At 45.6% G+C, this 15,373-nt stretch carries 7 protein-coding genes; 6 read left to right on the forward strand and 1 reads right to left on the reverse strand.

Annotation, left to right across the window (positions count from 1 at the left end):
- Positions 1–63: 63 nt before the first annotated feature.
- Positions 64–1,422 (reverse strand): UDP-N-acetylmuramate--L-alanine ligase, encoded by a 1,359-nt coding sequence (locus FK220_RS02835; RefSeq protein ID WP_152572760.1) that lies wholly within the window; start codon positions 1,420–1,422, stop codon positions 64–66.
- A gap of 261 nt (positions 1,423–1,683) precedes the next feature.
- Between FK220_RS02835 and FK220_RS02840 the strand changes: the two genes are divergently transcribed.
- From FK220_RS02840 to FK220_RS02865, 6 genes are all read left to right on the forward strand, one after another.
- Entirely contained in the window at positions 1,684–4,560 is a 2,877-nt protein-coding gene (locus FK220_RS02840) for a gliding motility-associated C-terminal domain-containing protein (RefSeq protein WP_152572761.1), read from the forward strand.
- Between the two features lie 27 nt (positions 4,561–4,587).
- Positions 4,588–5,526, forward strand: coding sequence for a PorP/SprF family type IX secretion system membrane protein (locus FK220_RS02845; protein ID WP_152572762.1), 939 nt, complete (start codon positions 4,588–4,590; stop codon positions 5,524–5,526).
- Positions 5,527–5,531: 5 nt separating this feature from the next.
- Entirely contained in the window at positions 5,532–7,670 is a 2,139-nt protein-coding gene (locus FK220_RS02850; protein ID WP_152572763.1) for an OmpA family protein, read from the forward strand.
- A gap of 124 nt (positions 7,671–7,794) precedes the next feature.
- Positions 7,795–8,112 carry a cupin domain-containing protein gene (locus FK220_RS02855; RefSeq protein ID WP_152572764.1) on the forward strand — a complete coding sequence of 106 codons (318 nt, stop codon included), beginning with the start codon at positions 7,795–7,797 and terminating at the stop codon, positions 8,110–8,112.
- Between the two features lie 15 nt (positions 8,113–8,127).
- A complete protein-coding gene (locus FK220_RS02860; protein ID WP_152572765.1) occupies positions 8,128–8,913 on the forward strand; it encodes an SDR family oxidoreductase in 786 nt (261 codons plus the stop codon).
- A gap of 291 nt (positions 8,914–9,204) precedes the next feature.
- A complete protein-coding gene (locus FK220_RS02865) occupies positions 9,205–15,354 on the forward strand; it encodes an alpha-2-macroglobulin family protein (RefSeq protein ID WP_166204745.1) in 6,150 nt (2,049 codons plus the stop codon).
- The last annotated feature ends 19 nt before the right edge of the window (positions 15,355–15,373 follow it).

Genomic DNA, 15,373 nt, shown 5'->3' on the forward strand with positions numbered 1-15,373 from the left:
CCAAGGTCAAAATCCGTTCCTTTGTTTGGATACCTGACATATCTTCAGATTGCTGAACATAAATTAATCGAGAATCTTTGCTTTTAATGCAGCTAGGTCCAAGCCACCATAATTACCCGAACTCATAAGCAGCAACACCGAATTATTCAATTCCTGATCAAATATAAACTCCTTGAAAGCGACAGCTCTAGTAAAAATCCGAAGATCGGTACGCCCGAAGGCTTCCGAAATCTGTGAAGGACTCACCGGGGCCAATTGTTTTATTTTCACCGACTCAGGTAAATAGAAAACCACGGCTTGATCGGCACCATCCAAAGCCCCCTTATATTCATTTAAAAACTCCGCATTGAAACTACTATAGGTGTGTAATTCAAGACATGCGATTACTTTTCTATTGGGATATTGTTCCTTTACAGCCTTCGTGGTAGCGGCTACCTTACTTGGGGAGTGGGCGAAATCTTTGTACACCACGGTAGCGTCTTTTTCAACAATTTTTTCCAATCGTTTCGCAGCTCCCTTGAAAGTAGCGATAGCTTCGTAGAAATCGTCCTCGTCAACGCCCATATGTTGACATATCCATTTAGCACCTGCCAGATTATTCAGGTTATGCTTGCCAAAGACTTCGATCGGCATCGGCCCTTCCGAAGTTTCCAAAAGTGTGAGTCCGTCATCCACTTTGTATTCAGGCGTGCGGTAGGGTAATTTTCGGATGGGATTTTCCGAGGCTTCTACCACTTTTCGAACCACTTCATCCTCTTCGTTGTAGGTGATGCTACCCCCCTTGACAATGCTATCAACAAAAATACGGAACTGCTGCACGTAGTTTTCGAAAGTCGGAAACACGTTGATATGATCCCATGCGATACCGCTTAATAAGGCGATATTCGGACGGTACAGATGAAACTTGGGTCTCCTATCGATGGGTGATGACAGATATTCATCCCCTTCTAGGACCATAAAGTCATTTTCCTCGGTAAGATGGACCATACGATCAAAACCCTCCAATTGTGCCCCTACCATGAAATCTACATCCTTGCCGTGGTACTTCAGTACATGTAGAATCATCGAGGTAATGGTAGTCTTCCCATGACTACCTCCAATGACCACTCTTGTCTTTTTCTTGGATTGCTCGTACAAAAACTCCGGATAGGAATAAATTGTAATTCCCAATTCTTGGGCCTTCATAAGCTCCGGATTATTCGGTTTTGCATGCATGCCTAGAATAACCGCATCCAGTTCAGCGTGTATCTTATCGGGGAACCATCCGAAAGCCGATGGCAAAAGCCCTTTATCGGACAACCTACCCGCCGAGGGTTCAAAAATGACGTCATCACTTCCAGTAATCGTATATCCCTTATGATGTAAGGCCAAAGCCAGATTGTGCATGGCGCTTCCGCCGATAGCGATAAAATGAATTTGCATACATGCGAATTTAAGCCTCAAAGATAGGAATTGAGTTCAAAGGTTTAAGGTATAAACCACAAATTTTCAGGTACGGAATCGGCTTTAAAAATGGTGTATGATCGACGAAATACGCCTTTTTAAAACCGATGTTTTATCAAAAAAAGTAAGATTCACCCTTCAAATTTGACATTTCACAACATTCTTTACGATGAAAGCCCATAACACAAATACATTTACAATCACTTATGTTGCCCTGGGCACATAGTAAACCAACCAAATATGAACCACCTTATCAAAGCGGGCCCCATTTCTATATGGATAGCCTTGTTGTGCGTCTTGGGTATCCCCGATATAAAAGCCCAATGCGCCGGTACCGATAATACAGTAACGGTCTGTAATAAAGACACCGATACCAGCACACAAAACTTCGACCTCTTCGCCAACCTCGGGGGCACCCCGACCTCAGGAGGCACCTGGTCAACCACTAACCCGGCTAATTTTTTTGCACTCGATGGCGTGAATGGCACGGTAAATCTATGGCGCATCAACAACTTCGGGGTGCATCAATTTTTATACACGAATGATGCTTGCGGTGAGAGCGCTACCGTTACAGTTAATCTCGGAGGGTATCCGGGGGAGGATAACATAGATGGGAGCGCCAATGCCTGTAGTGATAATCCCTTCGTAAACCTTCATGGATTCTTGGGTAGTGAAATTGATGGCAAGGTACAGGATTTTAACGGTACTTGGCAAGAAGAGCCAGGGACCCCTACCGGTTTTCGGGTGGATAATATGTTCGATGCCTTGGCCGCAGGTCCCGGCATCTATACCTTTACCTATTCGGTCGGTTTCGTGGCTGGTTGCCCAAGTAGATTCTCGACCGTAGTGCTCGAGGTACATCCCGCACCCAACCCAGGTATTCCGACAAATTTAGTCGTCTGTGTCAACGACGACCTTTCGGCGTATACCAATTTAGACCTCAACAGCCTCCTGTCTGGGGAAGAAACCAATGGCACCTGGTCAGAGGGCAGTACCAATCAGCTGAGCGATTTATCGGATAGTTTTATTAATGTGGAGGAAATCAGGGATAATTTTGGCTATGGGACGTATGAATTTCGATATACGGTATTTCCAACCCATCCCGTATGTCCTGAAAACTATTCCACGGTGAACATCATCATACTTCCAGTGCTGGAAGGTGTGCTTTCCCCACCGAATTTTTGTGTTGGAACCCCTTATGATGTTCCCTTGACGTATTACGATACAATTTTGCCTAACGGAGAATATCGCATCACATATAGAATAAATAACAGCACCACGGGCGAGGCGTTCGACGATACTATCCTCAGCAATGGGCAAGCTACTTTCGAAATCGACGCTACATTAGTACCGGTCAATGAGCTTGTTACCGTGGACATCATGGAAATTGAAGGAATCGATCCCATCCAAGATGTCTGTCCTACCATCCTAGTACCCCAAGCTTCGTTCTTGGTTTCGGATGCCATGGTAAACGTCGGCGACACTTGCGATGGGACAGAGGCTATGGTATCGGTGACCAACGTTTTGGATCACGCCGGAAACTTTTCCAACGACACTTATGATATTTCATATACCTTAACGGATACAAGTGGAGGAATCAGCAATGATACCGCCCAGAACGTTGCCTTTTCCAATGGCAGTGCAACTTTTACCGTTTCGTCAACCAACTTGACCACTCCTGGTCCCTACAATATCTCTCTCGAAATTGTTGGAAGCTTTGACATCGACTGCACTTTAGATGGTAGTTTTGAACTCAGTGCCATACCCGATGCGATACAATTAGACCTCTTAGTCGACAACAACTGCGACGCCACCCAAATCGATGTGATTGTCGATGCCCCTACTTTGCCCAACGGAAGCTATGCGATCACTTATGATGTCACCGAACTGAATTCGAGCAACGTGCTCACCACCAATACCATTAATTTCAATGGTGGCACCGCAAACTATCAAATTGACGTGGAGTCCTTGCCCCAAGGGAATTATACCGCAAGTGTACGCAGTAGCCAAAACGATACAACACCCTGTAGAACGATTTTCGATTTTGAAGTATCCGAAAACTTTGCTATTGAGGGAATTCCGAGCATTCCCGAAGCGGCCGACCAACAAATCTTCTGTCTAAGCGACTACGGAACCAGCGGGCCCACACTCGAAGATATCGAAGTGACCGCGAACGGTCAAATCCTCTTTTACGCCACCGCAACCGATATGTCTATTTTATCGTTGACCACACCATTGGTAGACGGGGAAGCCTACTTTGTTGCCAATATCGATCCCGATAATAATTGTGAAGGGTCCGATCGCGTTCAAATTACAGTTACCCTAGTAGACCCGGAGGCACCCACCAGTAATGAAACAAATCCGGTATTTTGCGGAGCCGATATGCCCACACTGACCGATTTTTCGGTGACACTGCCGGGAGCAGGTTCCGCGGTATGGTTCGATACGGACACAGGTGGCAATCCCCTACCTCCCGGTACCCTGTTGGAGGATGGCAATAGTTATTTTGCAGCCAATCAGATTGACGGGCAATGCTCGAGTACGGAACGGTTGGAATTCATCCCCACGGTTATAGGCCTGGAACCGGTATCCCTTCAGTTCACTGAGCTGGCACTCTGTGGACTCGACGACCCAACCGTAGGTGATTTGAGGGAGCTGGAGACCAATGCCGATTATGTCGTGTTGTGGTACGATCAGCCCGAAAATGGCACTCCTCTCACCAATGACACACCTCTTTCGGAAAACGTAATGTACTACGCTGAAAGCTTTAATCCGGATACAGGTTGCATCAACCCGAATCGAATCGCCGTCACGATCGAATTGAGCAACTGTAATCCCGAAGACTATGGTTTTTTTATCCCGGATGGGTTCTCTCCCAACGGGGATGGCCGAAACGACTTTTTCCTTATTCCCAACATCGAAGTCATTTTTCCAGATTTCACACTGGAAATCCTCAATAGGTACGGCACCTCCTTGTTCAAGGGCGACAGAAACAATCCCGCCTGGGACGGTCGCAATGGCGCAGGTATAGCCCCCAACGGCGTATATTTCTATATCATCGACTACAATAAGGAAGGATTTGATCCCATCCAGGGTCGACTATACCTCAACCAATAAACCCAAGTGGCAATCAATACGATCAACATGAAAAAAATAATACACTTTGGCATCCTATTGCTACTTGTTCAAGCCGGTCTCCGCGCCCAACAAGACCCGCAGTACACGCAATATATGTATAATATGAGTGTCATCAATCCTGCCTATACAACCAACGAATTGGGTATGCTCAACTTGGGTACGCTCTATCGATCTCAATGGGTAAGTGCCGTAGGCGGGCCCACCACGCTAACTTTCTTTAGTCATGCCGCGATCAGTGAAAAAATCGAGATGGGCCTTTCGCTGATTACCGATAATATTGGGGATGGTGCCGTAAAGGAAAACAATTTCTATGTCGATTTTGCCTATATTCTAAAATTGGATGAAATGAGCAATCTCTCGCTGGGGCTCAAGGCTGGGCTCACCAATTTCAACACCGACTTTACAGGATTTCAGTTACCGGAAATACAGGACGACCCTGCTTTTAATGAAAATTTAAATAGCACCTTTCCCAATGTCGGGGTCGGCGCTTTTTACAACCGAGACAATTTCTATGCCGGTGTATCGATACCAAACCTACTGACCTCTACCCATTTGGAAAATCAAAATGGTGTTGCTGGCTTGGGTTCCGAGGAGTTGCACCTCTTCTTTATCTCAGGTTATGTCTATGAAATGAGCCCGGACCTGAAAATAAAACCTTCGATTATGACCAAAGTGGTCAAAGGTTCGCCCTTGAGTATCGACGGTTCGTTGAACGTGCTCTTCAATAAGCGGTTTGAAGTGGGTGCTTCCTACCGACTGGAAGACTCGATTAGTGCGATGTTCAACATGTCGATTATACCCTCTTTGCGAATCGGATATGCCTATGATTATACCTTATCGAACCTTAGCGACTTCAGCGCGGGCTCACACGAAATATTCGCTCTTTTTGACCTTGATCTATTAGGCCTCAACAAAGGCTATGACAAATCTCCAAGATTCTATTAGAAGCTATGATACAAAGAATTACATATACTGTTTTGGCCGTTTGTTTTGCACATATGGTCTCTGCGCAGCAAGAATTGAAAAGGGCCAACGCCTATTTTGGGAAAGCGTATTATATGGATGCCATTCCGCTCTATGAATCGGCCCTACCCCAAAACAAAAGTAGCTCGCTTGTTCAAAACTTGGCAGACTGTTACTATAATACCTTCGACATGAAAAATGCCGCCCGTTGGTACAAGTACCTTATTTCGAATTATGGTTCAAAAATACAGGGCGATTATCACTTTAAATGGAGCCAATCGCTTAAGGCAATCGGGGAGTACGAAAAGGCGTCGGAAGTACTAACGGACTACTACACGGCTCAGGGGAATACCCAGAAACTGGAGCAATTGCAAAAAGAGAACTCGTACCTCGAAAACATCAGGGCCTTAGGAAATCGTTTCGACATCATGAATTTGGCTATCAATACCCCAACGGCCGAATTTGGTGCCGTTCAAATAGATTCACACATCGTCTTCTCGGCGGCCCTAAAGAAAAAAGAGGGAACGGCCAAGCGGTACCGTTGGAACAACCAACATTATTTGGACCTCTATTCCCAACCTCTTTCTACGATAGATAAAGGCGATACTTCAAGCACCGATTTTTCAAAAACGGTGAATAGCAAGATGCATGAGGGTACCTTTGCCATGACCCAAGATCGAAAAACGCTCTACTTCACCAGAAACAATTTTTTGAACGGAAAGCGAAAAACCGATGGAGATAAAATTTCCAGACTAAAAATATATCGGGCCGACTTGGTTGATGGTGAATGGCAAAACATCATCGAATTACCATTCAACAGCGATGATTTTTCGACTGAACATCCAGCATTAAGTCCTGACGGCACCAAGCTCTATTTTGCTTCGGACCGGCCTGGTGGTCAGGGCTCCTTTGACCTGTACGAAGTGGCGATCCAATCGGATGGCCTTTATGGCGCCCCTATAAATCTTGGGCCTACCATTAACACTGATAAAAAGGAACAATTTCCTTTCCTGGATACCAACGGCAATTTATATTTTGCCTCGAACGGACATCCCGGTTTTGGTTTGTTGGATGTTTTTATCGCCACAAATGAAAACGGAATTTTTCAAAAGCCCGATAATCTCGGACTACCTGTGAACAGTGGCTACGACGATTTCTCGTGGTCGTTGAATCGAGATGGGAAAACCGGATATTTTGCATCGAATCGGCCCGAAGGAAAGGGAAGTGACGATATCTATAGTTTTAGCGAGACCAAACCCCTAATTATCGAGGATTGCAAACAGTTCATTGCAGGTACTATTACCAATCGTACGACCAAAGAGCCGATTACCAATGTCCAAGTACGACTGTTGGATGCAACCGGTAACGAATTGGAAACCCGAGTGACCAAGGAAGATGCCAAGTTTAAGTTCAAATTGGAATGCAATACTGGTTATCGTATTGAAGCGCATAAAGAAAGTTATGAAGGAAACTCAAAAATCTTTCAGACCAATAAGGAGCGAGACACTGTAATAGATGGGTCTATGGACTTGTATTCGTTCGAGGAAAGGGCGAAACAGGAAGCCATCGTCTTAAAACAAAAAGAGGAGGAAGCGAAAAGAAGGGCGAAGGCATTGGAGGAAAAACGACGTAAAGAAGAAATCGCCGCAAAGGAAAAGAGGGTCTTGGAGGAAAGACAAGCCATGGAAAATAAAGAAAAAGAACGGCAACGGAGAATAGCCGGAGCCATTGAAAGGGAGGAGGCGATCGTGAAAGAGCAGCAACGCACGGTCATCAAAACCGAGGAAATTCATTTTGATTATAGTCTGTGGTATCTAAGGAGGGAATCTCGTGAACGATTGGGAAAGGTAATTAAAATCATGAAAGCCAATCCTGGAATCGTTTTGGAAATTGGTACCCATACCGATATTCGTGGTAATGCCCGTTACAATAAAAAGCTGTCCCAAAAGAGAGCAGAATCTGCGAGGGATTTTCTCATCAAAAATGGTATTGACGAAAAGCGGGTAATTGCCAAAGGTTATGGGGAATCACAACCCATTGTTGAGTGTGCCACCGAGGAAGCCTGTTCCGAAGAAGACCATGAATGGAACCGACGATGTGAGTTCGTAATCGTGAAATGGGAATAATCTCCCGTCCCGGAACAAGGGCTTAAATTGCTATTGAAGTAAAGACTCCAAAGGCCTTAAAACCTTTGGAGTCTTTATTTTTAAGAAAGGATTCTTGTTATATTCGTACGTAAAAACATGAAAAATGGATGTAAACCCCAACAACCTTCCTTCCAAGGAAATCATGCCGGGCTATCATGGCAAATTGGTACACACGGCGACTATGAGTATTGCCTTTTGGGAGGTCGAAGAAGGTGCTGTCGTGCCCGAACACTCACATATGAACGAGCAGGTGATGCAAGTCTTGGAAGGGGAGTTTGAGTTTACCCTGGATGGAACGACCAACGTATACCATCCGGGGGATATCGTGGTCATTTCCTCATGGCAAAAACACAGTGGTAAGGCCCTGACCCCCTGTAAACTGATGGATATTTTCAGTCCCGTTAGGGAAGAATACAAATAAACGGAAACGGTTGCCATGAACATCTCACTCAAAGGAAAGAAAGCACTTGTAGGCGGAAGCAGTGGCGGAATCGGCAAGGCCATCGCGCAACAATTGGCCGCCAGTGGTGCCAGCGTTACCCTCATGGCCAGGAACGAAGCCAAATTGAAAGCGGTACTGTCCGAACTAGCCGTGGGTGAAGGCCAGCAACACAGATATCTGGTGGTAGATTTTAATGACCATGAAGGGTATAGCAAACTAATTTCCGAGTATTTCGAAGTCCATTCCGTGGACATTTTGGTCAATAATACGCAAGGTCCGTCGGCCGGTGGAGCTCTTGAAAAAAAAGTGGCCGACTATCAAGAGGCTTTTGATCTACTCTTCAAGACCGTTGTTTTAACGACTGAATTGGCCCTGACCCACATGCGCCAAAATCGGTGGGGAAGAATCATCAATGTGGCATCGGTCTCGGTAAAAGAGCCGCTCTCCTATTTGGCACTCTCCAATAGCATTAGGGCTGCAGTGGTTACCTGGGCCAAAAGTCTGGCAACCGATGTTGGTCCCGACCAGATTACGGTGAACAACCTGCTAACGGGTTATTTCGATACGGAACGTATCGAGCAATTAAACGCCAAAAAAGCAGAACAATTGGGTATTTCCGAAAAAGAAGTCCGATCGGATATGGAATCCAAGGTGCCTGTCAAGCGCATAGGCGACCCCAAGGAGTACGGTTATTTTGTCACTTTTTTAGCCTCCGATCAAGCCGCTTATATTACAGGAACCCAAATTCCCATCGACGGGGGGCTACTTAAAAGTTTATGACACCCGAATCGGAAAAGCCATCTTGTTTGCCCATGTGCTAACTTCGGTTCGCATTCCCTTATGGGGCAATCAAGACACAATGAGCAAATTGCAGGTCAATGGCATCAGTTCTTCTCTAAAGCGTCTAGCATCCTAAATAGCCACTTTTCCTCATTAAAACCAGTAGTTCCCTCACTTTTCATGGTTTTCAGGGAGTTTTGGCCACATCTTTGTATATAACTTTGAAAAATGCTGTACATTCCATAATAGGTATCCGTACTATTTGAAGATGTATAGCTTAATAACTTGGTGATGAAACACATTGCAACCCTGATCACGATACTCTTATTTTCTCAAATGATGCATTCACAAAAAAGCAGTGAACCCTATAAAACGATTTGGAAAAAGGTCGAAAATCTCGAAAACGAATCCTTGACCAAATCCGCTTTGGAAGTGGTACGTACCATCTCTGAAAAAGCCAAGATGGAAAAGAATGCTGCCCAAATTGTCAAGGCCCTCTTATATTCTTCCAAATATGCGATGATATTGGAAGAAGACGCCCAGCTGAACATTGTGAATGATTTTAAATCCGAAATCAAAAAGGCGGCATTTCCAACCAAAAACGTACTTGAAAGCTATCTAGCCAGGATGTACTGGCAATACTTTCAACAAAACCGCTATCAATTTTACAATCGTACCAAGACAGAGACAAAGGTCGATAGTACAGACTTTCGTACTTGGGATCTTACCACGCTTTTTCACGAAATCGACCTTCACTTTGAAAGATCCCTGCAGAATGAAGCGCAGTTGAAAGCAACCCTTGTGCACGACTTCGAACCTATACTGCACAAACAGGAAAAATCCGAGGAATACCGCCCCACCCTTTTCGACCTATTGGCCCATGCTGCATTGGATTTCTATAAATCCGGTGAAAATAACGTCACCCGACCAGCGGATAGGTTTGAAATAGATGATCCCGAATTACTCTGTGAGGCCCGTTTCTTCCCTGACCGAACCATTGATACTACAGATCGAACCTCCTTACAGGCAAAGGCGTTACGGGTATACCAAAAACTAGTGATGCTCCATTTGCCTTCCCAAAAACCCTATACCTTGGCCGAAGTAGACATCGAACGCTTACGCTTCATTTATCAAAACGCCGTTTTTGAAAACAAGGATGAACAATACATAGAGGTACTTAACAATACGGTCGAAGCCCTAAACGGAAATTTGGCAGCCAGTTTGTATCGCTATGAAATTGCGGCCCTCCTACAGCAACAGGGCAATGGTTATGACCCTAAGAATAATGTGGACGTACGATGGAAGCATCAGGAAGCACTAGCCATTTGCAATGAGGTAATAAACAGCCAGCCAGTTACCCGAGGAGCCGACAAATGCAAGGCCCTACAATCCCAAATCTTGGCTAAAAGCCTACAATTGACCACCGAAAAGTATATTCCCATAGGCACCCAGGCCCGTCTGTTGGTGAATTATAAAAATCACCGGTCGCTGCGACTTACCGCTTTTAGAACCACGCCAGGGCAGATAAAAGCGTTGGAGCAGCTATACCCCATGCCCAAAAAACTTTCCTTTATCAGGGAAATGATGGTGGTGGAAGAATGGGAGACTCAGATTAAGGACGAGCAAGACTACCAGAATCACAGTACAGAGATTTCGATGCCCGGCTTGGAAAACGGACACTACATTATACTTGCATCCCCTATCGACGGTGAAAACAAGTCCGATCTGAACCAAACCTTCGCCTACAGTCCGGTTCAGGTTACGAATATCGCTTTAATCGAGACACGAACGCCTACCCATCAGCGCTATCAAGCAGTGAACCGTGATAATGGACAACCAATCGCAGCGGCCACGATAAAAATAAGGTATCAGCGAAACTACGATGGTGCCTTTCGGACGAAGACCATGACCACCGACACGAAGGGTTTCATAAACATTCCGTTGTCCGAACAATACTGGAATAATGTTACGATTACCGTTTCTCACCATAAAGACACGGCCCATTTCGGGGAGTTTTACGTGAACCGGAAATACGAAGATTCCGCATCCCGTACCGACCATATTGCCTTTTTATTAACAGACCGTAGCATATATCGTCCCGGCCAGCCTCTTTATTTCAAGGGAATCGCGATTAAAAGAACCCATAAGGTTTCCTCGGTTCTTGAAAATACCATGGTCACCGTGGTGCTCAAGGATGTGAATTATCAAGAATTGGCAAAGCAAGAGTTCAGGACGAACCGCTTCGGTTCTTTTTCGGGGGAATTTATCCTTCCCAATAACGGCCTCACGGGTGCTTTCAGCATGGAAGTTAATTCGAAGCAGCTTCCCCTTAACGGAAGTACTTCTTTTTCGGTAGAGGAATACAAACGTCCGAAATTCGAAACCTCCTTTGAACGTATCACCGAAACCTATAAGGTAAACGATAGCATTACCGTAAAGGGAAAAGCGACCGCTTATGCCGGAAGTAATATCACCGACGCCAAGGTCGCTTATACCGTTAAAAGAGTAGTCTCCTTCCCAAGATGGTATTCTTGGTACCGGCCCTATTTTAGCGGGAGTCCGCAAGAGATTGCCCATGGAGAGACCATTACCGATGCCGATGGGGGGTACCAAATTGATTTTAAGGCCATCCCCGACAACAATATCGATAAGAAAGCCCTGCCGACCTTCACCTATGAAATATCGGCCGATGTGACCGACATCAACGGAGAGACCCATAGTGCCACTACCACAGTCCGAATCGGGTACCACGCTTTGACCGCCCAGGTGTATGTGGGCAATCTCCTCGACAAGGATGGGGCCAATAACCAAATCAAGATAACGACCACCAATCTGAACGGACAGTTCGTTCCCGCCAAGGGCACCCTCAAAATGTATAAATTAAAGGCCCCGGAATATGTATTGAGACCGCGGCCTTGGGCCGCCCCGGACTACGAAGGGTTCTCCAGGGCCGAGTTTAAGAAGTTGTATCCGCATGATGCCTATGGTAACGAACACGATCCTAGTCAATGGGAAAAAGGTACAATGGTTTGGGAGTCGGATTTCGATACGGGAAAGGCGACCGAAGTCGCACTTAAAAACATTAAAAAATGGGAATCTGGCAAGTACGTTATCGAACTGGAGACCCAGGATAAGTTTGGGCAAGAAGTAAAGGATGTTGTGCGAACTACCCTGTTCAGCCAAACGGACAACACCCTGGCCGATAACCAGTTGTTCCGAATTAAGACCGATAAAGACTCCTATCGCATTGGGGATAATGTGGAAGTAACCCTCTTGAGCAGTTCGGAAAATCTTACCGTGACCGTTTTCCTAGAAAAAAAACGAAAAATTATAGAAACCAAGGTGATCGAACTGAACAACAACTCAAAGTCGTTTACCATACCCGTTACCAAGGACGATGAGGGTGGTTTTAGCATCAGCTATAGTTTTTCGGCTTATAACGCCTTCCAGAAAGGCTCGTTAATCATAGCGGTACCCTATCCGGTAACCGATTTGGAAATCGAAACCGGTACGTTTCGGGACAAGCTACAGCCAGGTACCGAGGAGACATGGACGTTCAAGGTAAAAGGTCCTAAGGGGGAAAAGGTCACCGCCGAACTCTTGGCCAGTATGTACGATGCCTCTTTGGATGCGTTTAGGGGACACTATTGGAGTTTTGATCCTATCTATCGGCCCTACTACTACTCCAACCTCTATATACAAGGCCACCACAGTTACGGTACTAACTCGTTCAATGTGTATACCGCCTATGGCAATGGCCACAGCTACCAACAACAGTATTTCGATTCGTTCAACTGGTTCGGTTTTCATTTTGGATATGGTAGGTATTACGGGAATGGGTTGAGAAGGATGAGAAAAACGGAAGCGCCGCAGGCGGTTATGATGGATGCTACTTTAACCGAGGAATCATTGGAGGATACAATGGAAGGACAAGTGGCCGGTCTAAGTGTCGATAACGAGAAGGCTCCCCCCCCATCAGCTGCAAATGCCGTAGTTGAACGGAAAGAAGAAAAAGATGATGGGGCCACTTCGTTCGACGATGTGCAGATTCGCAAAAACCTTCAAGAAACTGCTTTCTTCTTTCCACAATTACAGACCGATCAAGAAGGAAATGTGGCCTTCAGTTTCACGACACCCGAAGCCTTGACCCAATGGAAACTTCAATTATTGGCACATACCAAGACCCTGCAGAGTGCCTATACCAATCTTCAAACGGTGACCCAAAAAGAACTGATGGTCATCCCTAATGCTCCACGTTTTTTAAGAGAGGGTGATGAAATCACTATCAGCACCAAGATTGCCAACCTTACCGATAAACGGCTTACAGGACATGCGAAATTGGAATTAATCGATGCAGTATCGAACAACGAAATTTCATCCAAGTTGCTAAAATCTACCCCCTCTGGGGGAAGTGCAGATGGCGATGGAGTCCAGGATGACAAAACAACTAAAAGCTTTACCGTCGATTCCCTCGGCAATACCCAAATCTCCTGGCGTCTTCAAATCCCCAAAGGTATTCAGGCAGTGCAGTATAAAATCATTGCCAAAGCAGGCGATTTTAGCGATGGGGAACAAAATGTACTCCCGGTACTGACCAACCGCATGTTGGTGACCGAAACCCTGCCCATGTGGGTGCGAAGCAATCAGACCAAGACCTTTGTATTGGACAAACTCAAAAATAGCGCCTCTACCACCTTAAAACATCATAAACTGACCTTGGAGATGACCTCTAACCCCGCCTGGTATGCGGTGCAGGCCCTCCCCTATTTGATGGAGTACCCGTATGAATGTAACGAACAGATCTTTGCCAGGTATTATGCCAATTCGTTGGCCAGTCATATTGTCAATAGCAACCCAAGGATTCAGGAAGTCTTTGATCAATGGCGTAGTGCGGACGCTCTTTTGAGCAATTTGGAAAAGAACCAGGAATTGAAATCGCTCTTGATCCAAGAAACGCCGTGGTTACGTGATGCCCAGTCTGAAACCGAACAAAAAAAACGGATAGCACTCTTGTTCAATATGGACAAAATGAAGCAGGAACAGACCAAAGCCTTGAGAAAACTACAGTTAAGCCAAAAATCGAACGGGGCGTGGGCCTGGTTCAAGGGCGGACCGGATAGCCGATTCATCACCCAACATATCATCGCCGGATGGGGGCATCTAACGAAACTCGCTGTAGCTTCGAGCGGAGTCGAGCATCAAGCAAGTGGGCAGATGATACAAAAGGCCATCTCGTATTTGGACAAGGAGTTTATAAAGGAATATGAACACATGAAGAAATATGCCTCAAATCCAGAGGATGACCACCTAAGCCAGACCCAGGTGCACTATCTCTATATGCGTAGTTTTTTCGAAGAAATCAATACCTCCAAAAAGGTCGATGACCTCATCGCTTACTACCAACAACAGGCTCAGAAATATTGGATGCGCCGGGGCCTCTTTTCCAAAGGAATGTTGGCCTTGGTATTGCATCGAATGGGAGACGTCAAAACATCACGTAAGATTATGAGAGCTTTGGAAGAAAGCAGTATTATTTCCGAAGAACTTGGGATGTACTGGAAAGAAAATACTGCTTCGTGGTACTGGTACAGGGCACCTATCGAAACACAGTCATTGTTAATTGAAGCTTTCTCCGAAATTCAGGAAGATATAATCACTATCGATAACCTGAAAATATGGTTACTCAAAAACAAGCAAACCAATCAATGGAAGACTACGAAGGCAACGACCGATGCCATTTACGCCCTTTTACTTCAAGGAAACGATTGGCTCTCGGTAACCGATGCAGTCGAAGTGCTGATAGGTGGTGAAAAAATTACCCCATCCAAACTGGAAAATGTACAGGTAGAAGCCGGAACGGGGTACTACAAGACTTCTTGGAACGGTTCCGAGGTACGACCACAAATGGCAGAGGTACAAATAAGCAAAAAAGGCGACGGTATTGCGTGGGGTGGGCTCTATTGGCAGTATTTCGAGGATTTGGACAAAATAACCTTCGCCAAAACTCCTTTGCAGCTAAAGAAAAAGCTCTTTTTAAAGAAGAACACCGACACTGGGGAAGAGATTACGGAAATTACCTCTAAAACGCAAGTGAGCGTTGGTGATTTGATACGGGTACGTATCGAACTAAGAGCAGATCGCGACATGGAGTTTGTGCACATGAAAGATATGCGGGCCGCAGGGTTTGAACCTGTGAACGTCCTTTCCAATTATAAATGGCAAGATGGTCTCGGCTATTACGAAAGTACCAAGGATGCCAGCACCAATTTCTTTTTTGACTTTCTTCCCAAGGGAGTCTACGTCTTTGAATATGATGTACGGGCCAACAACGCCGGGGATTTTAGCAACGGCATTACCACGATCCAAAGCATGTACGCCCCAGAGTTCAGCAGCCATAGCGAAGGTGTCCGGGTGTCGGTCAACGCCTCGATAAAAAAATAGTAACGTGAGTTGGACGAAA

It is taken from the genome of Pelagihabitans pacificus (assembly GCF_009371985.2).
GTDB lineage: Bacteria > Bacteroidota > Bacteroidia > Flavobacteriales > Flavobacteriaceae > Pelagihabitans > Pelagihabitans pacificus.